Raw genomic sequence first — 23,657 nt, 5'->3', positions numbered from 1 at the left:
ATGCACAATTGAATGAGCGGGCATGGTGCCCCTTTACTACTTAAATTTAAGGTGATTCCCATGATTATCGTCACTGGCGGTGCCGGTTTTATCGGTAGCAATATTATTAAATCGCTCAATGATATGGGATATCGCGATATTTTAGTGGTTGATAACCTTAAAGATGGTACTAAGTTTACCAATCTTGTCGACCTGGATATCGCGGACTACGCAGATAAAGAAGACTTTATTGCCAGCATCGTTGCCGGTGATGATCTGGGTGATATCGACGCTATTTTCCACCAGGGTGCGTGTTCTTCCACCACTGAGTGGGACGGCAAATACATGATGGACAACAACTATCAGTATTCGAAGGATATCCTGCATTTCTGCCTCGATCGCAGCATTCCATTCCTTTATGCCTCTTCTGCAGCCACTTACGGTAGCCAGAACACTAGCTTTGTTGAAGATCGTAAATATGAGCAACCGCTCAACGTTTACGGCTACTCCAAATTCCTGTTCGACCAGTACGTGCGTGAAATCCTGCCGCACGCAGAATCTCAGATTTGTGGTTTCCGTTACTTCAACGTTTATGGCCCACGTGAAGGTCATAAAGGCGGCATGGCGAGCGTGGCTTTCCATCTGAATAATCAGATTAACGCTGGCGAAAATCCAAAACTGTTTGCTGGCAGCGAAGACTTTAAACGCGATTTCATCTACGTTGGCGATGTAGCCGCAGTGAACCTGTGGTTCTGGCAGAACGGCAAATCCGGTATCTTCAACTGTGGTACTGGTCGTTCGGAGTCCTTCCAGGCCGTAGCCGACGCCGTGTTGGCATTCCATAAAACTGGCGCGGTTGAAACCATTCCATTCCCTGAAAAGCTGAAAGGCCGTTACCAGTCCTTCACGCAGGCTGATATGACTCAGCTTCGCGGTGCAGGCTACGATAAACCTTTCAAAACTGTCGCTGAAGGCGTAGCCGAGTACATGGCCTGGCTTAATCGTCAAGTTTAAGGGAAAGAATTAACGCGATGAAAACGCTGGTTATTGGCCCGTCCTGGGTGGGCGACATGATGATGTCGCAGAGTTTGTACCGCACGATCAAAGCGAATAACCCCGATGCCGAGATAGATGTGATGGCGCCCGCGTGGTGCCGTCCTCTGCTCGATAGAATGCCTGAGGTGAATCAGGCTCTGGCTATGCCGCTGGGTCACGGTGCGCTCGAATTGGGTGAGCGCCGCCGTCTGGGCGTTGCATTGCGCAAGGAGGCTTATCAACAGGCTTTCGTGCTGCCTAATTCATTCAAGTCGGCGCTGGTCCCCTTTTTCGCCTCGGTCCCGAAGCGCACAGGCTGGCGCGGCGAGATGCGCTACGGATTGCTCAACGATATCCGCAAGCTCGACAAAGCCGCGTTTCCTCTCATGGTTCAGCGCTATGCGGCGCTGGGCTATGAAGCTTCGAAGATAAAATCGGCCGAGGATTTACCACAGCCAATCCTCTGGCCTCGGCTCGCCGTTAGCGAAACTGAAATTGTTAACGTTAGTGAATCCTTTTCACTCACCGGCGAACGTCCGCTAATCGGGTTTTGTCCGGGAGCAGAGTTTGGGCCTGCCAAGCGCTGGCCGCACTTCCACTATGCCGCCCTCGCTGCCCAGCTCATTGATGCTGGTTATCGGATTGCACTGTTCGGCTCAGCAAAAGATCATCCCGCAGGTGAAGATATCCGCGAGGCCCTGTCTCCAGCCGCACGGGATTTTTGCCTGAATATTGCAGGGAAAACCTCTCTGGATCAGGCCGTGGTGCTGATCGCCGCTTGCCGGGCTATTGTCACTAACGACTCAGGATTAATGCACGTTGCCGCTGCGTTGAACAAACCGCTGGTCGCTTTGTATGGTCCAAGCAGCCCGGACTTTACGCCACCGCTGAGTCATCAGGCACGCGTGATTCGCTTGATAACCGGCTATCACAAAGTTCGCAAAGGTGATGCCGCAGAGGGTTATCATCAGAGCCTTATCGATATTCAACCCAATCAAGTATTCAGTGAGCTACAACAACTCCTGGCAGCTAATAAGGAGCTGGAATGCGGGTCCTAATCGTTAAAACCTCCTCTATGGGGGACGTTTTACACACGCTTCCTGCGCTAACTGATGCGATGCGAGCAATCCCTGACATTACATTTGACTGGGTCGTTGAAGAGGGATTCGCACAGATCCCTTCATGGCATCCGGCTGTTGACCGCGTGATCCCGGTTGCTATCCGTCGCTGGCGCAAAAACTGGTTCGGTTCTGAAACGCGTCAGCAACGCTGTGATTTTAAAAGAGTTTTGCAATCGCGTAATTACAACATCATTATTGACGCGCAGGGACTGGTGAAAAGCGCAGCGCTGGTGACTCGTGTTGCCAAAGGTGAGAAGCACGGCATGGACAGTAAAACTGCCCGAGAGCCTTTCGCCTGCTGGTTCTTTGATAAGAAACACCTAATCAACAAAAAGCAGCACGCCGTTGAGCGTATTCGCGAGCTGTTTGCGCTGAGCCTCGGTTATGAAAAACCGTCGACACAGGGTGATTACGCTATCGCTGCCCGCTTCCTTTCCGCTAAACCCGCATTGCCTGAAAACTATTTAGTGTTCCTGCATGCGACAACCCGTGCGGATAAACATTGGCCTGAAGAACGCTGGCGTGAGCTTATTGGCCTGCTCGCGTCATCAGGACTGAAAATTAAACTGCCTTGGGGTGCGGATCACGAATATCACCGGGCGGTACGTTTGGCTGAAGGTTTCGACTACGTCGAGGTCTTGCCGAAATCGAGTCTGGAGAAAGTGGCTGAAATTCTGGCGGGTGCTCAAGCTGTCGTCTCGGTGGATACTGGCCTGAGCCATCTGACGGCCGCACTGGATCGGCCGAATATTACTTTATACGGGCCAACCGATCCGGGCCTGATTGGCGGCTACGGTCAGAATCAAATCGCGTTGACGGCTGATAAAACCAGAAATATTGGTACTATTTCAGCAACAGAAGTGTTCTCTGCCCTGAATGCATTGAATATTTAGGAAATTATCACACAGGAAGAGAGCTGCTCTTTTCCTGTGCCATTAATACATTCGCAACAGTGATGATTGGGCCGCCTGGCTTTATTCTCACTGATTTCACGAAAAAAGAATGCCTCCCGTTTGTTACCGCTCACGTAAAAACTATTCACTCATAGCGGTAAGCGCTTCAATACAACTGAAGACTTTATCAGCGGAAACTGAAGCCAACGGCTGTCCACCAGGAGCAAATTCCTCAGGACGTAGCTTGATGATGCAATGAAGGTCTTCATCTTGAAACGGCCCGGTAAATTTCGGCTCTGCGGTTGCGAAAAGACAAACTGTTTTAGTTTTTAACGCGACAGCCAAATGCATAGGACCAGTATCTCCGGTCACCAGTACATCAAAATTATCAATTTGCGCCAACAGCTGAGGCAGGTTAGTTTTATTTACATAGCTGATAGTTCGAGATTTTTCTTCATCATTGAGCTTCGACATAAAAGCTTGTTCAAGTTGCAACTCTAGCGAAGTTCCAATCAGCGCAATTTCACAGTGATGGTCTGAAGTGAGCAGTTTTTTGGCTAATTCGACGTAGCGAGCCACCGGCCAACAGCGATGGGGTTCTGATGCGCCCATCTGGAATCCAATGATTTTGCGAGAAAAGTCTTTTTTTATTGGCGTAAAAGGGGCCGGTACAAACATTGAGGTATCGCTGGTGTCACATCCCAAAACTGAAACCAGTTTCAGCTTACGTTCGATCAGATGACCTGTAAAAGCCTTGGAATAATCAGCCAACCATAGCTCCATCCCCATTGGCTTGGGAGCATAGTTATCTCTGATAACATACTCGCAGCCAGCGATTGCGGCACTCAGCACGTCATAAGGTAATTTTGAATGAAGCAAGATGGCAAGTTGGGGGCGCTGCTTTCTAATTTTCCAGGAAATCTGGAATAAATCTTTTACCTTTTGATCCCAATAGATCACTTCCGAGAAATACTCACACTTTTCTACCATGCTTTTATTTTTCACGCTTGATACAAGAGTAATAAAAGCGTGAGGATAGCGTTTTTTAATCGCCCGAATTGCTGGAGTATTGAACATCAAATCTCCCAGCGCCGTGGTCGAGTAAATAACGATGCTGGTGTAAATACGCTTTGGATCGAAAGATTCCTTTGGCTTCAACTGACCAAATAACGGGTTGTACCATTTCAAAACATTGTTAGAAAGAGTGATTTTCCAACGTTTATTAGCCATCTTGATTAACTCTCTGCTGATAATTTTCAGCTAATGTAAGTCCTACAATGCGCTGCTGCGTCAGCTAATTCGCTGATACAGAACGCAATAAATTTTCTCACCTGCTACGCATCTTTCGCCATTTCACAGTGAGCAACATAGACCGACATGACAGCATATCTTTAACAGATCATCTGTAACCTTGGAAACAGGACATAGCTCCCGTTAACGTCATCCTAATGATTCTGTCTAAGGCTTTGCCCTTAATATCAATTGAGGTGATAAAGGTTAGTCTGGTCATACTTAAACCTAATGAACAGGAAGTTCGACAACGATCCAGCGAAATTGTTGTCTATTCTTTGATATTTTTCGACCCATAGCAAGAGCGGTCTGGAAGAGTAGCCACATTCTTCTAGCTCCTTTAGAATCAACCCATAATAAAATAATAGTGAATAATGATGACTCAGGCCTTAGCAACCAAAATGTCCTCACCACCGCGGCGTATCCTTATTATAAAGCTTCGCCATCACGGCGATATGCTGCTGACCACGCCGGTTATCAATTCGCTGCGTCAGCACTTTCCTGACGCCGAAATTGATATGCTGATGTATCACGAGACTCGCGATATGCTGGCCTGCCTTCCGGCGCTCACCAATATGTTCACTATTGACCGCCAGTGGAAAAAGCTTGGCCCTCGTGTTCACACAGGCCATGAAATCCGTCTGGTGCGCCGGCTGATGCAGCGTAAATACGACCTGGTCGTGAATCTTGGTGACCAGTGGCGCAGCGCGATAGTGACTCGGCTCAGTGGAGCACCGGTACGACTTGGTTTCGATTTTCCTAAACGTCGTGGCAAAATTTGGCCGTTCTGCCATACGCAGCTCGTCAGCACTGAGGGACACGGCAAGTTGCATACTGTCGAGCAGAATCTCGCTATCCTTGCACCGCTGAACTTGACGTTATCTACCCAGGCAACGATGAGCTATTCCCCGGAAGATGAGCAGGTGATTAGCAATCTGTTGCATGAGCATGGTGTAAAACTGCCCTTTATCGTGGTTCAGCCAACATCGCGCTGGTTTTTCAAATGCTGGACAGAAGAAAAAATGGCAGAGACATTCCGCGCGCTGTCGGCAAAAGGTTTTCCGATTGTAGTGACCGCCGGACCAGACAAACGCGAGCTGGAGATGGTGGAAAAAATCTTGGTCCTGTGCCCTGGCCTAAATATCACCTCGCTGGCGGGGAAACTTACCCTTCGCCAACTTGCGGCACTTATTGACCAGGCAGCGCTGTTTATCGGCGTAGACTCCGTCCCCATGCACATGGCCGCCGCGCTTCAAACGCCGCTGGTCGCGCTTTTTGGTCCCTCCAAACTAACCTTCTGGAAACCTTGGCAAGCCAAAGGTGAGGTGATTTGGGCGGGTGACTATGGTCCTCTGCCCGATCCCGATACTATAAATACTCACACTTCCGAACGATATCTTGATGCAATTCCCGCTCAGGTAGTCATTGATGCGGCAGAAAGGTTACTCCCATGAAGCATTTTCGACTGGCGCTGGTGCGCCAAAAATATCGCCCTGACGGCGGCGCAGAGCGGTTTATTTCCCGTGCATTAGAAGCGTTGGAAAATCAGGATCTTGAGCTGAATGTCATCACTCGTCAGTGGCAGGGTGAAGTCAAAGCCGGATGGCAGGTACACATTTGCGACCCGTGGAAATTTGGCCGGATTAGCCGTGAACGCGGATTTGCCAATGCAGCTCGCCAGCTGTGGCAAAAAGAAGACTTCGATCTGGTACAAAGCCACGAGCGTATTCCGGGCTGCGATATCTTTCGCGCCGGAGACGGTGTGCATCGTCGCTGGCTTGAGGAGCGTTCCCGAGTACTGCCTGGCTGGAAAAGCAAACAGCTTTTCGCCGATCGCTACCATCGCTATGTAATGCAGGCCGAACAGCAGATGTACGCCGCTCCGGAGTTAAAAGCAGTTATCTGCAATGCCGAGATGGTGAAAAAAGAGATCATTACTGAGTTTGGCGTACCTGAAGACAAGATCCACGTCATTTATAACGCTATCGATAGCCAACGCTATTTGCCGCCGAGTGAAGCCGAACGCCATGCACTGCGAGTGAAACATCAGGTTCCTACCGATGCCACCTGCCTGATTTACGTCGGCTCGGGTTTCGAGCGCAAGGGGCTGAATGCAGCTATTCAAGCCATCGCACCTACCGATCGACATTTACTGGTCGTGGGGCAAGATAAAGATGAAAAACGCTATCGCACGTTGAGTGCCAGCCTGGGATGCGCCAATCGAGTGCATTTCTTTGGCATGCAAACCTCAACGCAGGACTTTTACCAGATGGCCGACGGCCTGCTATTGCCAACGCTGTATGACCCGTTTCCAAACGTTATCCTGGAAGCCATGGCCTGTGGATTACCAGTGATCACCACTCCAACCTGCGGCGGCGCGGAATTTATTACTGCTGGCGTTAACGGTTATGTCTGTGATGCGTTAGATATTGAAGGTCTTCGTGCGGCCGTAATGGCACTACCAAAACAGGCTCTGGGTTCAATTGAAGGAGAACGAGCGCGTGAAAAAATCATCGACTGCTCACCGCAAAAGCTTTCCTCGCAGCTTATTTCTCTCTACTGGAGCCTAATAAAATAATATGCGCATACTCATGATTATCGATGGCTTACCGGGCGGTGGAGCTGAGAAGGTTGTTCTAATCCTTTAGGAAGGTTTAATATGGCAGCGCCATCAGTTGGCTCTGCTTTTATTATTTGATGTTTTTTAGACCAAACCTGTACCTATATTCACTATTAACATCGGCCTGAAAGTGGTTTTAGATGCCTGTACTTAAACTCATTTAAATATTCTTAAAATCAATGTCTTAATGTAAAATCCTTTAACCATTAATGGCAATGTGAAACCAATATTGGATGAAAAACAAACACTATCGAATCATGGAATTTAGACCGCATTAGTCACTTTGACGTCAAAGTACGCGCACTTCCGAATGATATCTTGATGAAATACTCGCCCAATAAATTATTGTTACGGCAGATAGGTTATCTCCATGAAGCATTTTCGACTCCCCACCGCAAAAGCTTTCGTCGCAGCTTATCTCTCTCTACTGGAGCCTAATAAAATAATATGCGCATACTCATGATTATCGATGGCTTACCGGGCGGTGGAGCTGAGAAGGTTGTTCTGACTCTTTCGGAAGGTTTAATCCAGCAAGGCCATCAGGTCGCTCTGCTTTCATTGCGGAATGTTTGTTCTTATACCATTCCCGAGCAAATAGAATATCGAGTGGTCAACGATGATTGCCGCACACCTTGGCGCAAACTTAGCGAGCTTTCCCGCCGAGCGAAGCAATTAGACGAGTGTTTCAGCGAATTAGAGAAGTCTGGACCCGCCTTTGATTTAATCATCTCTAACCTGCACAAAACCGACCGCATTGTCAGCAAGAGCAAACTTTATTCTGATAATCGCCTGTGGTTTTGCATCCACGGCGTGCTGTCATCAACGTATTTAGGCCATAGAAAAGGTTTGAATCGCTGGTTTAAAAAACGAAAAATGGCTTCGGTCTATCAGAACAAAAATATTATTTCGGTCTCTGAATTTGCCGGAAAAGATCTGATAACGGATATGGGCGTGCACGCCAGACATCTTGAAGTCATCAACAATCCGTTTGATTTAGTGCATACCAGAAAGTTAGCGGCAGAAGAGTGTGAGCTAGCTGGCCAACCTTATCTGATCCACGTGGCGCGTTTTCATGTGCAGAAAAGGCACGATCGCTTGCTCAAGGCCTATGCCAAAACCAGGCTTTCTGCGCCCTTAGTTCTTTTGGGCACGGGTCCTGAAGAGAAAATTGCGGAAGTTAAAACTCTGGCAGAGACTCTTGATATTGCCGATCGGGTGATTTTCCTTGGTTTTCAGAAAAATCCTTTCCCATATATCAAAAACGCTAAACTGCTGGTCATGAGTTCGGATAGCGAAGGGTTTGGTAATGTGCTGGCAGAAGCGTTAATCCTTAATACGCCTGTCGTTAGCACTCGTTGCCCGGGCGGTCCGGAAGAGATCCTTATCGGCGATTTGTCCCGAGGTTTGTCTGAAATCAATGTCGACTCTCTTGCCGAGAAAATTGGCGAGATCTATCACAACCCGCCGACAATCGACGAGAAAACGTTGTCACGCTTCGAGCTGCAAACAATCTGCAAGCAATACGCAGCTTTGGCAGCCATCAGTGCCGATCAATAATGATGGCTTTCGCTCAGCTTAAAATTTAGAATTCGGCCTTTACCCTTAGATTTTACGGATATTATGTTACAAACGCTGTATACCGTTCTTCTTTACCTCATTCAGCCGCTGATCTGGATTCGTCTCTGGATGCGTGGCCGGAAGGCGCCGCTCTATCGCAAAAGATGGGCAGAGCGCTATGGATTTTGCAAAGGTAAGGTCGTGGCGGACGGCATTATGTTGCACTCCGTTTCCGTGGGTGAAACTCTAGCGGCGGTGCCATTAGTCAGAGCGCTGCGTCATCGCTATCCTTCCCTGCCGATCACCGTGACTACTATGACGCCGACTGGCTCGGAACGTGCCGTTTCTGCTTTCGGCAAAGATGTTAGCCACGTCTATCTGCCGTATGATCTACCCGGCTCCATCGAGCGTTTTCTTGATCAAGTTCGCCCCAAGCTGGTGATTATCATGGAAACAGAGTTGTGGCCAAATCTTATTTCTGCTCTGCATCAGCGAGATATTCCGCTAGTGATCGCCAATGCGCGCCTGTCTGCTCGCTCCGCCAAAGGTTATGCCAAGATAGGCAAATTTATTCAGCGCGTGATGAAAAAAATCACCCTGATTGCGGCGCAAAATACCGAGGATGGCGAACGCTTTATCTCTTTAGGACTTAAACGCTCTCACCTTGCGGTCACCGGAAGCCTGAAGTTTGATATTTCTGTCACTCCTGAACTCGCCGCTCGCGCACTGACATTGCGCAGCCAATGGGCCTCGCGTCGTCAGGTATGGATTGCCACCAGTACTCACGACGGCGAAGAGGCTATTCTGCTTGAAGCCCACCGCGAATTGTTAAAAACCTTTCCTAATCTGCTGCTGATCCTCGTGCCGCGCCATCCTGAACGATTCCCGGTGGCCTGCGATTTAACTCAAAAAGCGGGTCTGACCTATATTCAACGCAGTAGTGGAGAGGTGCCTTCGGCGCAAACTCAGATGGTAATCGGCGATACCATGGGCGAGCTGATGCTACTGTACGGAATTGCTGATGTTGCTTTCGTTGGTGGCAGTCTGGTTGAACGAGGCGGTCATAATCCGCTGGAAGCCGCTGCGCACGCAATACCGGTGCTAATGGGTCCACATACTTTTAATTTCAAAGATATCTGCGCCAAACTTGCGCAGGCGGATGGCCTGATTACCGTGACAGACAGTGCCTCGCTGGTTAAAGAGATTTCCACGCTGTTGACCGACGAAGACTATCGTTTGTACTACGGTCGCCACGCGGTAGACGTGCTGCGTCAAAATCAGGGCGCACTGCAACGCCTGCTGCAGCTGATGGAGCCTCATCTTCCCCCACGGAGTCATTAAATAATGTCTGCCAAACTACGCCTGTCGGTGGTGCTGATAGCTAAAAACGAAGCCTCCCTACTGGAAGACTGTCTCAACTCAGTCAGTTGGGCAGATGAAATTATCCTCCTCGATTCAGGAAGCAGCGACGGTACTCCGGCTTTGGCCCGCGATTTAGGCGCTAAAGTATTTGAAAATACTGACTGGCAAGGGTTTGGCAAACAGCGCCAGCTCGCACAGGACTATGCCAGCGGTGAATACATTTTGATGATCGATGCCGACGAACGTGTTACTCCTGAACTACGTCAATCTATCGAAGCGTGCCTGCAACAGCCTGATGACAGCAAAGTTTATCGCCTGGGCCGTCGCAACCTGTTCATGGGCCGCTTTATGCGCCACAGTGGCTGGTATCCTGATCGCGTCTGCCGCTTATATAAAGCCGACAAGTTTCGCTATAACAATGACCTGGTGCATGAAGCCGTAGATACTGGCAATGCTAAAATTGTCGATCTCAAAGGGGATCTGCTGCATTTGACCTGTCGTGATTTTTTCGCCTTTCAGCGTAAGCAGATGAACTACGCCGAAGCCTGGGCAAAGCAACGATTTCAACAAGGCAAACGTTGCAGCTATTTTTCTATTATCAGCCATACGCTGGCCGCTTTTTTAAAAACCTGGGTACTACGCGCAGGTTTTCTAGATGGTAAACAGGGCCTGCTTATCGCTGGCGTAAATGCGCAGTATACTTTCAACAAGTATGCGGCCCTGTGGGCCTTCAGCCATCAACTGCAAAAAAGCGAGCCACAATGAGCACCAAAGCAATCTATCCGGGAACTTTTGATCCACTGACCAACGGGCATCTGGATTTAGTAACCCGCGCTTCTTTGATGTTCGAGAAAGTCATTCTGGCCATTGCCGCCAGTCCGCACAAAAAAACGCTGTTTACTCTCGAAGAACGTGTTTCGCTGGCGGCTCAGGCAACCTCTCACCTCGCAAATGTCGAAGTTATCGGTTTTAGCTCATTGATGGCAAACTTCGCGAAAGACCACCAAGCCAACGTTCTGGTTCGTGGACTGCGGGCGGTATCAGACTTTGAATACGAGATGCAGCTGGCGAGTATGAATCGCCACTTGATGCCGACGTTGGAAAGCGTATTTCTGATGCCTTCCAAAGAATGGTCGTTTATTTCATCGTCGCTGGTGAAAGAGGTGGCGCGACATGGGGGAGATATCACGCCATTCCTGCCTGAACACGTTACTAAAGCCCTGCTTGAGAAAATTGCCGCCGACTAACGCTGGCAGTTCGGGCAAAAGAAGGTGCTGCGCTGCGCGTGTTTGCTGCTTTGAATAGGCGTGCCGCAAACGCGACAAGGTTCCCCATCGCGGCCATACACCTGCAGCTCCTGAGCAAAATAACCTGGCTTGCCATCGGACTGTAAAAAGTCGCGCAATGTCGTTCCGCCCTGCTCAATCGAGCGCAGCAATACCGCTTTGATGGTCGCTACCAACAGTGCGTACTCTTCTAATGACAGCGAATTTGCCGGACGATCAGGTGAAATTCCCGCCACAAACAGTGATTCGCTGGCGTAGATATTACCCACGCCAACCACCAGTTTGTTGTCCATCAGCCAAGGTTTAATTGGCGATTTCTTCTTCTGCGATTTATCTCGCAAGTATTCCGCGTGAAAATCTTCACTCAGTGGCTCAGGGCCAAGGTGCGACAACACACTACTACCTTCTAAATCTTGCGTCCAAAGCCAGGCCCCAAAGCGGCGCGGGTCGGTATAGCGCAGCACAAAGCCGGTATCCATCACTAAATCTACATGGTCGTGCTTGGCGGGCTCGGTTTCCTCGGCTAATACTCGCAGGCTACCGGACATGCCCAGATGGATAATAATCCAGCCCGTTTTCAGCTCCACCAGCAAATACTTTGCTCGACGCTGCACGCTGATAACCACCTGATCGCTAAGCGACATGATCTCCTGCGAGACTGGCCAGCGAAGGCGGGAATTGCGCACCACGGCGTGCATAATCTTGTGGCCAACCAAATAGGGCTCTATCCCACGGCGACTGGTTTCAACCTCTGGTAGTTCTGGCATGAAGTATTCCTGGGGACATTAATGTGCCGAGTAGTGTAGCCAACACAGCTACGGCTTCAAGCAGTAAAATTATCCCCGAAGTAATTGGAGTTGTAGCAAGGCGGCAAATGAACGAGTCCCCCGGAGCTTACACTGGTAAGTGACTGGGGTGAGAGTGTGTAGCCACAAAGCTGCCGGGAGCAGATTTGAACGCTGTTTACAGCGGCCCCGGAGGGGTGAAGTCCAGGGATGGGCTGAATAGCACAGCTACGGCTTCAAGTACGAAGGGGATTTTTGGGCATAAAAAAACCCAGCCGAGGCCGGGTTTTTATTAATCCGCTAAAATTACTTAATTTTAGCTTCTTTGTAGATCACGTGCTGGCGGACAACTGGATCGAATTTCTTCAATTCCAATTTTTCCGGCTTAGTACGCTTGTTCTTCGTGGTGGTATAGAAGTGACCAGTACCAGCAGAAGAAACCAGCTTGATCTTCTCGCGAACACCTTTAGCCATGTTTCAGTTCCTTTCCTTAATACTTCTCACCACGGGCACGAATTTCGGCCAAGACCGTTTCGATACCCTTCTTATCAATCACACGCATACCTTTAGCAGATACACGCAGAGTTACAAAGCGCTTCTCACCTTCAACCCAAAAACGATGGGAATGCAGGTTTGGCAGAAAACGGCGTTTGGTCGCGTTCATTGCGTGGGAACGGTTGTTACCGCTCACCGGGCGCTTGCCAGTAACTTGGCAGACTCGGGACATGTGTCTATTCTCCAAAAATCAAATCAGCTCGAGCTTCGTATAGGGTATGGCCGCCTCGTCAGGCTTTGAGAGCCCATCTCAGCAAACTCCACTGAGAACCGACTCACTGTCGTCGGGTAAAAACCATAAATCATCAGGTTAACCATCAGCATGCATGATGCTTTCCGGTAATGAAACCTGCTGAGATAGGCTCTTAACGCCAAACCCAAGATTCTCAAAGGTGGCGTAGTATACGCTCTAGAGCGTAAGTGCTCAAGTCCCGAACAGCTAAAGATCCCTAAGGATCTATAAAAAGGCGTTTAAAGCCAACCGCGCTCGGCAAAAGAGACGGTATCTCCTCCCCCAACCACTAGGTGGTCAAGTACGCGAATGTCCAACAGTTGGCACGCCTTTACTATCTGTTCGGTTACCCTTCTGTCCGCAAAACTGGGTTCAGCTCTGCCGGACGGGTGATTATGCGCCAGAATCAGCGCTGTCGCATTAACCTTCATCGCTTCGCGCACAATTTCACGCGGATGAATTTCGACGCTGCTAATAGTACCAGCAAACATCTCCTCATGGCGAATAACACGGTGTTGATTGTCGAGAAAAAGTACCAAAAACACCTCTCTCTCCCGATCTGACAGCAGATTTTGTAAATACTGACGGGTTATCTGTGGATTCAGCAGCACATTCTCGCATGCGAGCTGACGGGCATGACGCCGTTGTGATAGTTCAGTCACAGCAGAAAGCTGGGCAAACTTTGCAGCCCCCATGCCGTGAAAACTGATTATGTCCTGATAATCCGCAGCTAAAATTTCATAAATTGATCCAAAATGTGCAACCAGGCTTTCTGCCAGCGCCATCACATTCATGCCACGCACGCCAGTGTGTAAAAAAATGGCCAGCAGTTCACAATCTGACAAGCTGGCTGCCCCATGGGTGATCAACTTTTCTCTTGGCCCCGTCCCTCCGCTCCAAACTATTTTGTGCTTTTTCATCATCACACCTCATTAGCCAGGATTGTCGCACAGCCTGATAACGCAAGGTTTGCAGAAGATTTTATCCTGCGAGACATCTCGCAAAACCCGCAAACCCCCTCGCTAATAATGAAAGCGTATAGCTGTCATGAATGAGCAGTATGCTAAAATATCGCCTCTTTGGACTTTCAATCGGACAATCATGATGACGGGACTTTCCGGCAAACATATTGTGCTTGGCGTCAGCGGCGGCATTGCTGCCTACAAAGCACCTGAATTGGTACGGCGGCTCCGCGACCGTGGAGCAGAAGTTAGAGTCGTGATGACAGAAGCGGCCAAAGCTTTTATTACACCACTCAGCCTGCAAGCCGTTTCGGGTTATCCAGTCTCTGACTCGCTGCTAGACCCGGCCGCAGAAGCCGCGATGGGCCATATTGAGCTCGGTAAATGGGCTGATCTGGTTATCATCGCTCCCGCCACCGCCGATTTACTGGCGCGTATCAATGCCGGGATGGCGAATGACCTGCTGACGACTATCTGTCTGGCTACCGCTGCGCCTGTCGCCGCTGTTCCTGCCATGAACCAGCAGATGTATCGTGCTGCCGTCACTCAGGAAAACCTGCAACAACTTACGGCTCGCGGCACATTGATTTGGGGACCTGATGAAGGCAGCCAGGCCTGTGGCGACGTAGGGCCGGGGCGCATGCTCGACCCGATGGTGATTGTCGGCATGGCCGTTGAGCACTTCACGCCTCACCAGGACTTGAAGCATCTGAAGATAATGGTTACTGCTGGACCAACGCGTGAGGCGCTGGACCCCGTTCGTTACATCAGTAATCAAAGCTCGGGAAAAATGGGCTTTGCCATTGCCGAAGCCGCTGCCAGGCGCGGTGCCCAGGTAACTCTGGTCAGCGGTCCAGTTTCACTGGAAACGCCAAAAAATGTGACTAGAATCGACGTGACTACCGCGCTGGAAATGGAAGCCGCGGTTAATAATGGCGTCGCCTCTCAACATATTTTTATCTCCTGCGCCGCTGTGGCAGACTATCGTGCTATCACGATTGCCGACGAAAAAATAAAAAAACAAGGTGATGAAATCACTCTTAAAATGGTTAAAAACCCTGATATTGTCGCCGGGGTTGGTGCCATGAAAGAACATCGGCCGTATGTCGTTGGGTTTGCCGCAGAAACCCAGAATATGGAAGAATACGCCCAACAAAAACGAATCAGGAAGAATCTAGACCTGATTTGCGCAAATGATGTTTCACTTGCCGGGCATGGTTTTAATAGCAATACCAATGCTTTGCATCTTTTTTGGCAACATGGAGATCTGCGTTTACCCCTCAGTGATAAACAGCAGCTTGGCCAAGCTTTAATAAATGAGATTGTCAGCCGTTATGATGAAAAAAATAGACATTAAGATCCTTGATCCACGCATTGGCAAAGATTTCCCATTGCCGGCTTATGCAACACCAGGTTCCGCTGGACTAGATTTGCGTGCAGTTCTGGACAATGCCGTTGAGCTGCATCCGGGTGAAACCACTTTGCTTCCTACCGGCCTGGCTATTCACATCGGCGATGCCAATCTGGCAGCGGTTATCCTGCCTCGTTCAGGCTTGGGGCATAAGCATGGCGTGGTTTTGGGTAATCTGGTGGGTCTGATTGATTCGGATTATCAGGGGCAGTTAATGGTGTCGGTATGGAATCGTGGTCAAACGACTTTCACTATTGAACCAGGCGAGCGTATCGCACAGATGGTATTTGTTCCTGTAGTTCAGGCTGAATTCAATCTGGTTGAAGACTTTACCAGCAGTGAACGTGGCGAAGGTGGCTTTGGTCACTCTGGGCGCCAGTAAGAATCTGTTCAACATCGCGGTGCAGGGCCGCAGGATATTGAACAGATCCTTATTTATATCAAGCCGATGCAATAAACACTAATTATACTCCACTGCTTCTGGAAGGCTGGGCTTTGTCTATCGCTGGACAAAAGCAGAGGGGGTAGATAAGCCGCAAGATCTCTCGATTTAAGCGGCCATTGTGCGGTTTTTTTATAATTTTGAGCCGTTTTTTAGCAAGGGTCTATTCAGACATGGCAGAAAAAGAAAATACTAAAAGGAACCGGCGCGAGGAGATTTTGCAGGCGTTAGCGCAAATGCTCCAGTCCAGCGATGGCAGCCAGCGTATTACTACGGCAAAGCTTGCCGCCAATGTCGGTGTATCTGAAGCTGCACTTTACCGCCATTTTCCCAGCAAAACGCGGATGTTTGACAGTCTTATCGAGTTTATCGAGGACAGTCTTATCACCCGTATCAATCTTATCTTGCAGGATGAGAAAGATACGCTAAATAGGCTTCGTCTCATTCTGCTGTTGATATTGGGATTTGCTGAACGTAATCCGGGTCTGACTCGCATCATGACAGGACATGCATTGATGTTTGAACAAGACCGGTTGCAAGGTCGAATCAACCAGCTGTTTGAACGTATTGAGGTTCAGCTTCGCCAGGTTCTGCGCGAAAAGAAAATGCGTGAAGGTGCAGGATACACCACTGATGAAACCCTGCTCGCCAGTCAATTGCTGGCATTTTGCGAAGGCCTGCTGTCGCGCTTTGTGCGTTCAGAGTTTAAGTATCGCCCAACGCAGGATTTCGACACCCGCTGGCCGCTGATTGCTGCACAGCTGCTATAAGCAATTTGTTCTAAAAATAGAAAGCAAAAAAGGGCCAATGGCCCTTTTCTTTATAATGCTTAAAACTGAAATTAAATGCCGTACTGCTGACGATAAGCACGTACCGCGGCCAGATGATCGGCCATCTCAGCCTTCTCTTCAAGATAATCAATCAGGTCAGCCAAAGTGATGATTGATATCACCTTACAGCCGTAATCGCGTTCAACTTCCTGAATAGCAGAGATATCCGCACGACCACGCTCTTGGCGATCCAGGGAAATAAGCACACCGGCCAATGACGCGTTATTCGCATTAATGATTTCCATCGATTCACGGATAGCGGTTCCAGCGGTGATTACATCGTCCACCAGCATTACTTTACCTTGCAGCGGACTGCCCACCAAAGTGCCGCCTTCGCCGTGATCTTTAGCTTCTTTGCGGTTAAAGCAGTAAGGCACATCGCGTTCATGCTGCTCGGCCAATGCCACAACCGTGGTGGTTGCGATAGGGATACCCTTGTAAGCCGGGCCAAACACCAAGTCAAAATCGATGCCTGAGTCAATCAGAGCTTCGGCGTAAAAACGGCCGAGCAAAGCCAGGTCGCGACCGGTATTAAACAGGCCTGCGTTAAAAAAGTAGGGGCTGATACGGCCTGACTTCAGGGTAAATTCGCCGAATTTCAAAACCTGCTTGTTCAGTGCAAACTCAATAAACTGGCGCTGATAGGCTTTCATGGATGTTTTTCCTCGTGTTCTTTTAATCTTATAACTGGCCCAAAGGCCATACATAAAAAAGGCGACAGATTAAGTCGCCCCAAATAATTACTCTCCCAGAACCGCTTTCTGCGCCTGGAAAATAGTCTCGATTCCCCCTCGAGCGAGGGTGAGCAAGCTAAGCAACTCTTCATGACTGAACGGCTCGCCCTCTGCGGTGCCCTGCACCTCAATCATACGACCATCTTCCATCATCACCACGTTCATGTCGGTTTCAGCGGCAGAGTCTTCTACATATTCAAGGTCGCAAAGCGCTTCGCCTTTAACGATGCCGACAGATACTGCGGCAACCAGGCCTTTCATTGGGTTTGCTTTCAGTTTACCGGCTGCGACCAAGGCGTTTAACGCATCGGCCAGCGCTACGCAAGCGCCTGAAATTGAAGCAGTACGCGTACCGCCATCGGCCTGCAACACATCACAGTCCAGAGTAATAGTGAATTCACCAAGCTTTTTCAAATCAACAGCGGCGCGCAGAGAACGGGCAATCAGACGCTGGATCTCTAAAGTACGGCCGCCCTGCTTGCCTTTTGCCGCTTCACGCGGATTACGGCTGTGAGTAGAGCGAGGAAGCATGCCGTATTCTGCGGTGATCCAACCTTGACCTTGGCCTTTCAGAAAGCGTGGAACCCCTTCTTCAACGGTCGCGGTGCAAAGGACTTTGGTGTCGCCAAATTCAACCAAAACAGAACCTTCAGCGTGTTTTGTGTAGTTTCTGGTCAGGGTAAGTGGGCGCACTTCTTGTGCATTTCGGCCTGCTGGACGCATGGGGGTTTTCTCCGGCTCGTAAATCATAGTTGGCTGCGCATTATACGGGCTTCGTGAGGTAATGCCTATCATGACAGATGCAGCGAGGCTATAATCCTTGCATCTTTACATTAACAGGTACACAGACATGATCCGTAGTATGACCGCTTACGCCCGACGTGAAATCAAGGGTAACTGGGGCAGCGCAGCGTGGGAACTTCGCTCCGTTAACCAACGTTATCTGGAAACTTATATCCGTCTGCCCGAGCAGTTTCGCAGTCTGGAGCCGGTTATTCGTGAACGCGTCCGTGCTCGTTTGACTCGCGGTAAAGTTGAATGCAATCTGCGCTTCGACCTTGACCCAAGTGCGCAAGGTACATTGCAACTCAATGAAAAGCTGGCTAAACAGCTGGTTGAGGCTGCGCAGTGGGTCAAAATGCAAAGTGATGAAGGTGAAATCAATCCACTCGACGTGCTGCGTTGGCCGGGCGTGATGGTTGCCGAAGAACAAGATCTTGATGCTATCAGCAACGAACTGCTGGTTGCCCTTGATGGCGCACTGGATGACTTTATCTTGGCTCGTGAAAGCGAAGGCGCATCACTGAAAACGTTGATAGAACAACGTCTTGATGGTGTCAGCGCTGAAGTTGTTAAAGTCCGTGCCCAGATGCCGAACGTTTTGCTGTGGCAGCGCGAGCGTTTAGTCAACAAACTGGAGGACGCTCAGGTGCAGTTGGAAAACAATCGCCTGGAGCAAGAGTTGGTACTGATGGCGCAGCGCGTCGATGTTGCAGAAGAGCTCGACCGTCTAGAAGCCCATGTTAAAGAAACGCATAAAATCCTGAAGAAGGAAGAGGCCGTCGGCCGCCGTCTGGATTTCATGATGCAAGAATTCAACCGCGAGTCCAACACACTGGCGTCGAAATCTATCAACTCCGACGTAACCACCTCCGCCATCGAGTTGAAAGTACTTATCGAACAGATGCGCGAGCAGATCCAGAATATCGAGTGATTTCTGGTTATAAAATTTGATTCTAGAAGCCCGTCGCTATGGACTGACTCCATAAGGCGGGCTTTTTATTATCCTAAAAACAGCAATCTATCCGATACTCATAAAATCCATAGCGACTTAATGGCCTACCTAGCTTGCACAGATAAGACCATTTCAATATTAGATTCTACACTTAGGCGGTGAGTTGCATTTCAGTAATGGTATTCCTAAGAGCAACACAGAATTTTGGCTGAAAAAATTTGCCATTAATGTTCATAGAGACGAAAAAGCTATAGCTCTATTACTCGAGCAAGGCTGGAGAGTATTTACGATTTGGGAATGCGGATTAAGAAAAGCGGATGAAGTAATTTTAAGATGGATACCGAAGACTATAAAGAGTCAGGAGCGGATGCTAAGTTGGCCAGAGTACTAATTCGTATCTAAGCAAAGATTAAAACACAGCGGCCAATGATTAATATTAAATTAATCATTGGCCGCTCTTACAATTTTCTGGCATTTTAAGATTTAACACGAACCTCCGGATACACCTCTTGAACGTCAGAAAAAATAGAGGAATTTTCCAATCTGTTAATTGTTGTCAGACGAAGAGAATTAACTATCGGCTGATGAGGTACACTCTCTATAGCATTTTTAAATGTTAACGGTTTACCAAGTTTAAATAGATAATAGCGTTCCTCGGAGTTAGAAATGCTTCCAGCTTGCTCTTCAGTAATGTCCCGCCGAGAGACAACCGACACTCCATTTACAGGCCACAATTTATCCATTTTTTTTGTATTGCTACTGAGAGCCGATGTTGAAGCCAAGGCAATAAATTTAATTTCGGGAACAACATGTCCTGCATATTTTTTGACAAAAGTAGCTTCCTTAACATGATACCACTTAGCATCACCAGCCTCGAAAGCGTCAAAATATTTTTTCTTGCGGCCCCTGGTACCTGCCAAAGCAGCTGTCATGACTAAGTCCGGGTAAAGTGCTTGCTGCATTCCATAATGTGGAATACGAACAGAGTCATTTAGCAGTAAGCTTTCCTGTCTAACTTCAGAAGATTCTTTTGATTGAGGCAGGCCAACTTGCATGATCAAGAAATTTGTCAGCCAAGCTCGACCCATCTTTTGATTTTTATTTTGTTGATCTTCACTCGGAAGAAGAGCAAACGCACCAATACCTATTTCTTCAATGGCTTCAGCATAAGGGTTTGGATCCAGATTTTGATTAAAAAAACCAGGGTACAATGCAAAAGCGCCAAAAACTGGGCGACTTTTTTGATAACCTTTTTGAGTCGTCTTTGATACTTCACTGTTCATTCTTATCAAAGCATCACGATAGCGGTGCATCTGATTTATAGCGTCGTCAGGCGCAAGATCATCACGATAATCTTGGCTAGCTTCAATATTTTCATTGAAACGACTATCGAATGTTTTAATCCGATATTTAGCATCGAATAACCAGATAAACTGCTTTCCATTAGGAAACGTGATCTCAAGGAATATATCGGGCTTTTGTGGCACAATATGTGAGCGCAAGTAACTTCCGTCAGCCTTAAAAATAGGCTCATGTGCAAGCCTGGCTTTTAAGCCATCATCACGAGTGAATTTAAATGCATTGCCTAGCCCATCTTTAAATTGATATTCCATATAACTATTGATTTGCAAAGCACTTTTTTTGGAAGATATTTCTTTGAATCCTAAGTCCTCAACAAGAATTTCACGTAAAGTAAGGAAGCACCAGACTTCATATATCTCAGCAACTGACTTCATGGAAACAGATGCCTGATTAGAAAATACATCCAGATAAAACTTTAGTTGCTGCCAAACACTATAAACGGCGCTATAACCAGTTTTCTGCTGGAGCACTAAAGATTCGCGAGACAAGCCATTGTAGTTTCCTACCTCGCGTAAAAACTCCTGATTATGCATTTTTGTTAAAGGCTGTTCCCAGCTGGTAATTTCATCTAAAAAGGCTTTGGAGATACGCTGTTTATCAGGAGACTTATTATTGTCTGTTAATTGATTATGAAAACCCGCAAGACAATCTTTACTGTGTTTTACTACCATTTTTATGAAGCGATTTTCAGGCGTGTCGACACTTAAATGCTTTTTCTCAACGCGATAGCGCTTATCTAACTTTCCGCCTCTAATATCTTCTTGGACGCATTCCGAAAGTCGATGAGAAAGGCGACCTTTCAAACGATCGGCTTTGGTATAACTCACTGTATTTTTTAAACGACTATGGGGTGCCTGTGTGATTACCTTTAGGCCATTCTCAAACTGCCGGCGAAGACTATTAAAGTTCGCAAGCCACAATAATGGGAAATTGCCTCGCTGACTGCCCTTAGCCGCATCTTGTTCTGTCTTTTCAGCCAGACTAAAACGCCATAAGGGGTATTGTTCATCAATTGACTGGTACATTGCAGCCAAATCAGTTTGCAAATCCATTTTGGTCGGCAGTACTTCAAAAGATAAAGTAGAATCGTGAGTTATATCACCTACCTGATAACGTAAAGGTAGCTTAAACCAACCTATATCATTGTTTGTATTGATACTACCTGTCAGTCTAGCATCGTTGCGTCCATGGCTTTTTGTAAAACGAAAGCAATCATTGACAGAATTCAATCGATGAGCAACTTGAGCATTCTGGACATTAATATCCTTGAACTCCCATTCAATTTGGTATTGAATATTTTCAAAGAATAGGGGTTTTTTGAGTATAAGCGCATACATGGCACCATTACTCGTTGCCTTATAATCAAGAGATTGAAGTGATTCGGCAATAAAGGGCTGACTTAATAGTTCCAATGGCGGGTAAAATCGGATTTCACTAAAAGGAAAATACCCACTGCGCTTTTCCAAGGTCTTGGTATAAATATCCTGACGCTTCTCGATATCGCTGCACCAAATCGTCAGTTCGAAATGAGCCGTTTGTAAACGTATTAAATCAGTCATCCCTCGCCCCATTATGGCCAAAAACTCGTGAAACCCAGAGCCAACCGATTTTTCATCCACGTTAATTTGGCTACACTGCGGCATGCGATTAGAATTGTTTTATCTTCAGTATCCAGTTTTTGGCGACTCAGATCGCGCCTTACCTCCCCAGCTGAAATATCATCCAATTGTATACTGAGCGTTAGCAAAAGGTCATCCAGTATAGAATTATTGCTCTGGGTTGAGGCCAGCTTATCCACATCGCCTTCAATTCTTGGTAATACTTTACACATCAGAAAATCATCCCATACCGCCTGAAGCTCTGTATCGGTTTGAGGTTGATGACTAATGACGCTTAACAACAATTCATTGAGCGCGCGGTAGGCTAACTTAAATGGTGAGTTGTTTAAGACCATATTGATCGACTTTAAGAACTCTATACTTTTCGCGCCATCGGCATCTATATCAGGAAGTAGTTCTTTGCTTTCAAGAGCGCTAGACCAAATTGGATATGAAAGGGTTTTTGGTTCACTTTTCGGTGAAAAATATTCATCGTAGTTATTAGGGAAAAACTCACCAAAATCAAAGCTCAATGCGCGGTCTATAACTTTGCGAGAGAAACCATGGGTTGTTTCATCCATGTTTACTGTGCCGGCAACGATAAGATTAAATGGAATACCGATACCGAAATTAAGGAATCTTTCCCACAAAGCTCCTTCGGGCAATGCCAAATCTGTGCGGAGTTTAGCTTGACCTTCTTGAGAGAGATTTTTGATAACGTTGGATGTTAATAATGGGTCGGTAGAATAGGTGAAATCTTTGTCTGCCCAAATCCATTCACGTGTTTCAAGAACGGACAAATAATCAGCAAAATATTGCTCAACTGGTGCCAGATTCATTTCATCAAGGCATAGCCAGTAAGGACGGACATTATCAAGCTGAGTTTTTTCACCCGTGATAGCCCTACCTTCCAAATTAATACCAGTCTTCTCGATCTCTTGCCAAGCTTTCACTAAAAACTGTAAAACTGCGGTAGTAACGTAATTAGTATCACCGCTAAGTCTTGAGGTATAACCAAGTAAATCAGAGGGTTCGTGCCAATCGGGACGCACGGAGACTAGACAGTAAGTGTCTTCAAGCGACCCATTACAGCTGCTTGCAAGAGCTTGCTGACGTACGAAACGAGTTTTTCCCGTACCTGAGATGCCTGCCAGGAGAAGGAATGGTTTCGAGAGTGATTCAAAATTTTGACCAATTATAGGCTCAATTCTTGTTTCATCAGACTTTGGCATCCAAGAAAAATCCTCTAGCTGCTTATAAAGCATTAACAAGATATTAAGATCTTCCTTAAGCCGATCATCACTGGGAATTGATTTGGCGTCATAATACTTTGCCACAATATTAGCTTTTTCATATGATTGACCTAAGGAAGTTTTGGCGTTCAGATGAATATCTCGACTTCCCCAACTCATTAACTTTGGTAATTTATTTAGAATATTTTCTTTTATTTCAATCGCTTGTTTTTCAGCAAGACGCTTACCCAGTTTCTTAGTCGGGGTGGTTGTACCTTGGCTTAGAGATAAATAAAATCCCGTACCGTCAGCTTTAAAAAGATAGACTGGATAAACGCCATCTTGAGTTGTCGTCGTCATATTTGGATTTAAGATAGATAACCAGGGAACACTAGCCCAATTACCCGCACCAACACTTGCTTTCACTTCATAAAAAGGATCAAACTCCTCGACTATATCCACAATTTTTTGTCGAAATTCTTTTCGAAATAGCATGGCAAGCGGATGCTCAGTGAACGGTTCTTTAGTCGCCTGAACCCATCCTTGATTTATTTTTTGCAGTATTTCACTTAGTTGCATTTCCCCCCCTGCGCAACAAATATTAATAAGTAATGCGTTCATAGCCAATAAGTTTGA

22 protein-coding genes are annotated in these 23,657 nt (G+C 47.5%); 13 read left to right on the top strand and 9 right to left on the bottom strand.

Annotation, left to right across the window (positions count from 1 at the left end):
* Positions 1–60: 60 nt before the first annotated feature.
* The 3 genes from rfaD to rfaC are packed head-to-tail and all read left to right on the top strand — an operon-like array spanning position 61 to position 3,028.
* Complete coding sequence (gene rfaD / locus SPM24T3_RS15375) at positions 61–993, top strand: ADP-glyceromanno-heptose 6-epimerase (protein WP_009637705.1); 933 nt, start codon at positions 61–63, stop codon at positions 991–993.
* Between the two features lie 17 nt (positions 994–1,010).
* Positions 1,011–2,072 (top strand): ADP-heptose--LPS heptosyltransferase RfaF, encoded by a 1,062-nt coding sequence (gene rfaF, locus SPM24T3_RS15370; protein ID WP_009637704.1) that lies wholly within the window; start codon positions 1,011–1,013, stop codon positions 2,070–2,072.
* A complete protein-coding gene (rfaC, locus tag SPM24T3_RS15365; RefSeq protein WP_009637703.1) occupies positions 2,060–3,028 on the top strand; it encodes a lipopolysaccharide heptosyltransferase RfaC in 969 nt (322 codons plus the stop codon). Before rfaF ends, rfaC begins: the two co-directional genes overlap by 13 nt.
* 141 nt (positions 3,029–3,169) lie before the next feature.
* Here the strand turns inward: rfaC and SPM24T3_RS15360 are convergent, their stop codons facing one another.
* Positions 3,170–4,258: a glycosyltransferase family 9 protein gene (locus tag SPM24T3_RS15360; RefSeq protein ID WP_009637702.1), complete on the bottom strand. Its 1,089-nt coding sequence runs from the start codon at positions 4,256–4,258 to the stop codon at positions 3,170–3,172.
* Between the two features lie 434 nt (positions 4,259–4,692).
* Here SPM24T3_RS15360 and rfaQ point away from each other — a divergent pair, with 434 nt between their 5' ends.
* The 6 genes from rfaQ (at position 4,693) to coaD (ending at position 11,104) form a co-directional block, all read left to right on the top strand.
* On the top strand, positions 4,693–5,772 hold the full coding sequence (rfaQ, locus tag SPM24T3_RS15355) for a putative lipopolysaccharide heptosyltransferase III (RefSeq protein WP_037378792.1): 1,080 nt from the start codon (positions 4,693–4,695) through the stop codon (positions 5,770–5,772).
* Positions 5,769–6,896, top strand: a complete 1,128-nt coding sequence (locus tag SPM24T3_RS15350) for a glycosyltransferase family 4 protein (RefSeq protein ID WP_009637700.1) — start codon at positions 5,769–5,771, stop codon at positions 6,894–6,896. Before rfaQ ends, SPM24T3_RS15350 begins: the two co-directional genes overlap by 4 nt.
* A gap of 489 nt (positions 6,897–7,385) precedes the next feature.
* Complete coding sequence (locus tag SPM24T3_RS15345; RefSeq protein ID WP_009637699.1) at positions 7,386–8,495, top strand: glycosyltransferase; 1,110 nt, start codon at positions 7,386–7,388, stop codon at positions 8,493–8,495.
* A gap of 63 nt (positions 8,496–8,558) precedes the next feature.
* Entirely contained in the window at positions 8,559–9,836 is a 1,278-nt protein-coding gene (gene waaA / locus SPM24T3_RS15340) for a lipid IV(A) 3-deoxy-D-manno-octulosonic acid transferase (protein WP_009637698.1), read from the top strand.
* Between the two features lie 3 nt (positions 9,837–9,839).
* On the top strand, positions 9,840–10,622 hold the full coding sequence (locus SPM24T3_RS15335; RefSeq protein WP_009637697.1) for a glycosyltransferase family 2 protein: 783 nt from the start codon (positions 9,840–9,842) through the stop codon (positions 10,620–10,622).
* Positions 10,619–11,104, top strand: coding sequence for a pantetheine-phosphate adenylyltransferase (gene coaD / locus SPM24T3_RS15330; RefSeq protein ID WP_009637696.1), 486 nt, complete (start codon positions 10,619–10,621; stop codon positions 11,102–11,104). Before SPM24T3_RS15335 ends, coaD begins: the two co-directional genes overlap by 4 nt.
* Here the strand turns inward: coaD and mutM are convergent.
* From mutM to radC, 4 genes are all read right to left on the bottom strand, one after another.
* A complete protein-coding gene (gene mutM / locus SPM24T3_RS15325; protein WP_009637695.1) occupies positions 11,101–11,910 on the bottom strand; it encodes a bifunctional DNA-formamidopyrimidine glycosylase/DNA-(apurinic or apyrimidinic site) lyase in 810 nt (269 codons plus the stop codon). The two genes, coaD and mutM, sit on opposite strands and share 4 nt — an antisense overlap.
* 324 nt (positions 11,911–12,234) lie before the next feature.
* Positions 12,235–12,402, bottom strand: a complete 168-nt coding sequence (rpmG, locus tag SPM24T3_RS15320; RefSeq protein WP_004392084.1) for a 50S ribosomal protein L33 — start codon at positions 12,400–12,402, stop codon at positions 12,235–12,237.
* A 16-nt stretch (positions 12,403–12,418) separates the two neighbouring features.
* Positions 12,419–12,655 (bottom strand): 50S ribosomal protein L28, encoded by a 237-nt coding sequence (gene rpmB / locus SPM24T3_RS15315; RefSeq protein WP_005164747.1) that lies wholly within the window; start codon positions 12,653–12,655, stop codon positions 12,419–12,421.
* A 299-nt stretch (positions 12,656–12,954) separates the two neighbouring features.
* Positions 12,955–13,635: a DNA repair protein RadC gene (radC, locus tag SPM24T3_RS15310; RefSeq protein WP_009637692.1), complete on the bottom strand. Its 681-nt coding sequence runs from the start codon at positions 13,633–13,635 to the stop codon at positions 12,955–12,957.
* A 181-nt stretch (positions 13,636–13,816) separates the two neighbouring features.
* Between radC and coaBC the strand changes: the two genes are divergently transcribed.
* The 3 genes from coaBC to slmA all read left to right on the top strand — a co-directional run bounded on the left by coaBC (position 13,817) and on the right by slmA (position 16,300).
* On the top strand, positions 13,817–15,034 hold the full coding sequence (gene coaBC, locus SPM24T3_RS15305; RefSeq protein ID WP_071988438.1) for a bifunctional phosphopantothenoylcysteine decarboxylase/phosphopantothenate--cysteine ligase CoaBC: 1,218 nt from the start codon (positions 13,817–13,819) through the stop codon (positions 15,032–15,034).
* Complete coding sequence (gene dut / locus SPM24T3_RS15300) at positions 15,012–15,470, top strand: dUTP diphosphatase (protein WP_037378789.1); 459 nt, start codon at positions 15,012–15,014, stop codon at positions 15,468–15,470. Before coaBC ends, dut begins: the two co-directional genes overlap by 23 nt.
* A gap of 233 nt (positions 15,471–15,703) precedes the next feature.
* Positions 15,704–16,300 carry a nucleoid occlusion factor SlmA gene (gene slmA / locus SPM24T3_RS15295; RefSeq protein WP_009637689.1) on the top strand — a complete coding sequence of 199 codons (597 nt, stop codon included), beginning with the start codon at positions 15,704–15,706 and terminating at the stop codon, positions 16,298–16,300.
* A gap of 71 nt (positions 16,301–16,371) precedes the next feature.
* On the opposite strand, the gene pyrE is transcribed toward slmA, so the two are convergent.
* Both pyrE and rph read right to left on the bottom strand, forming a co-directional pair.
* Positions 16,372–17,013 (bottom strand): orotate phosphoribosyltransferase, encoded by a 642-nt coding sequence (gene pyrE, locus SPM24T3_RS15290; protein WP_009637688.1) that lies wholly within the window; start codon positions 17,011–17,013, stop codon positions 16,372–16,374.
* 87 nt (positions 17,014–17,100) lie between these two features.
* Positions 17,101–17,817: a ribonuclease PH gene (gene rph / locus SPM24T3_RS15285; protein ID WP_009637687.1), complete on the bottom strand. Its 717-nt coding sequence runs from the start codon at positions 17,815–17,817 to the stop codon at positions 17,101–17,103.
* A gap of 127 nt (positions 17,818–17,944) precedes the next feature.
* On the opposite strand from rph, the gene SPM24T3_RS15280 reads away from it, so the two are divergent.
* Positions 17,945–18,808 carry a YicC/YloC family endoribonuclease gene (locus tag SPM24T3_RS15280; protein ID WP_009637686.1) on the top strand — a complete coding sequence of 288 codons (864 nt, stop codon included), beginning with the start codon at positions 17,945–17,947 and terminating at the stop codon, positions 18,806–18,808.
* Between the two features lie 497 nt (positions 18,809–19,305).
* Here the strand turns inward: SPM24T3_RS15280 and SPM24T3_RS15270 are convergent, their stop codons facing one another.
* Positions 19,306–21,750, bottom strand: coding sequence for a restriction endonuclease-like protein (locus tag SPM24T3_RS15270; RefSeq protein ID WP_009637685.1), 2,445 nt, complete (start codon positions 21,748–21,750; stop codon positions 19,306–19,308).
* 11 nt (positions 21,751–21,761) lie between these two features.
* On the bottom strand, positions 21,762–23,657 hold a 1,896-nt coding region (locus SPM24T3_RS15265; RefSeq protein ID WP_009637684.1), incomplete at its 5' end, for an MrcB family domain-containing protein.

The organism is Serratia sp. M24T3 (assembly GCF_000257645.1).
Taxonomy (GTDB): domain Bacteria; phylum Pseudomonadota; class Gammaproteobacteria; order Enterobacterales; family Enterobacteriaceae; genus Rouxiella.
Note: the sequence above shows the minus strand (reverse complement) of the source record. Positions and strands in the feature narration are given on the sequence as shown.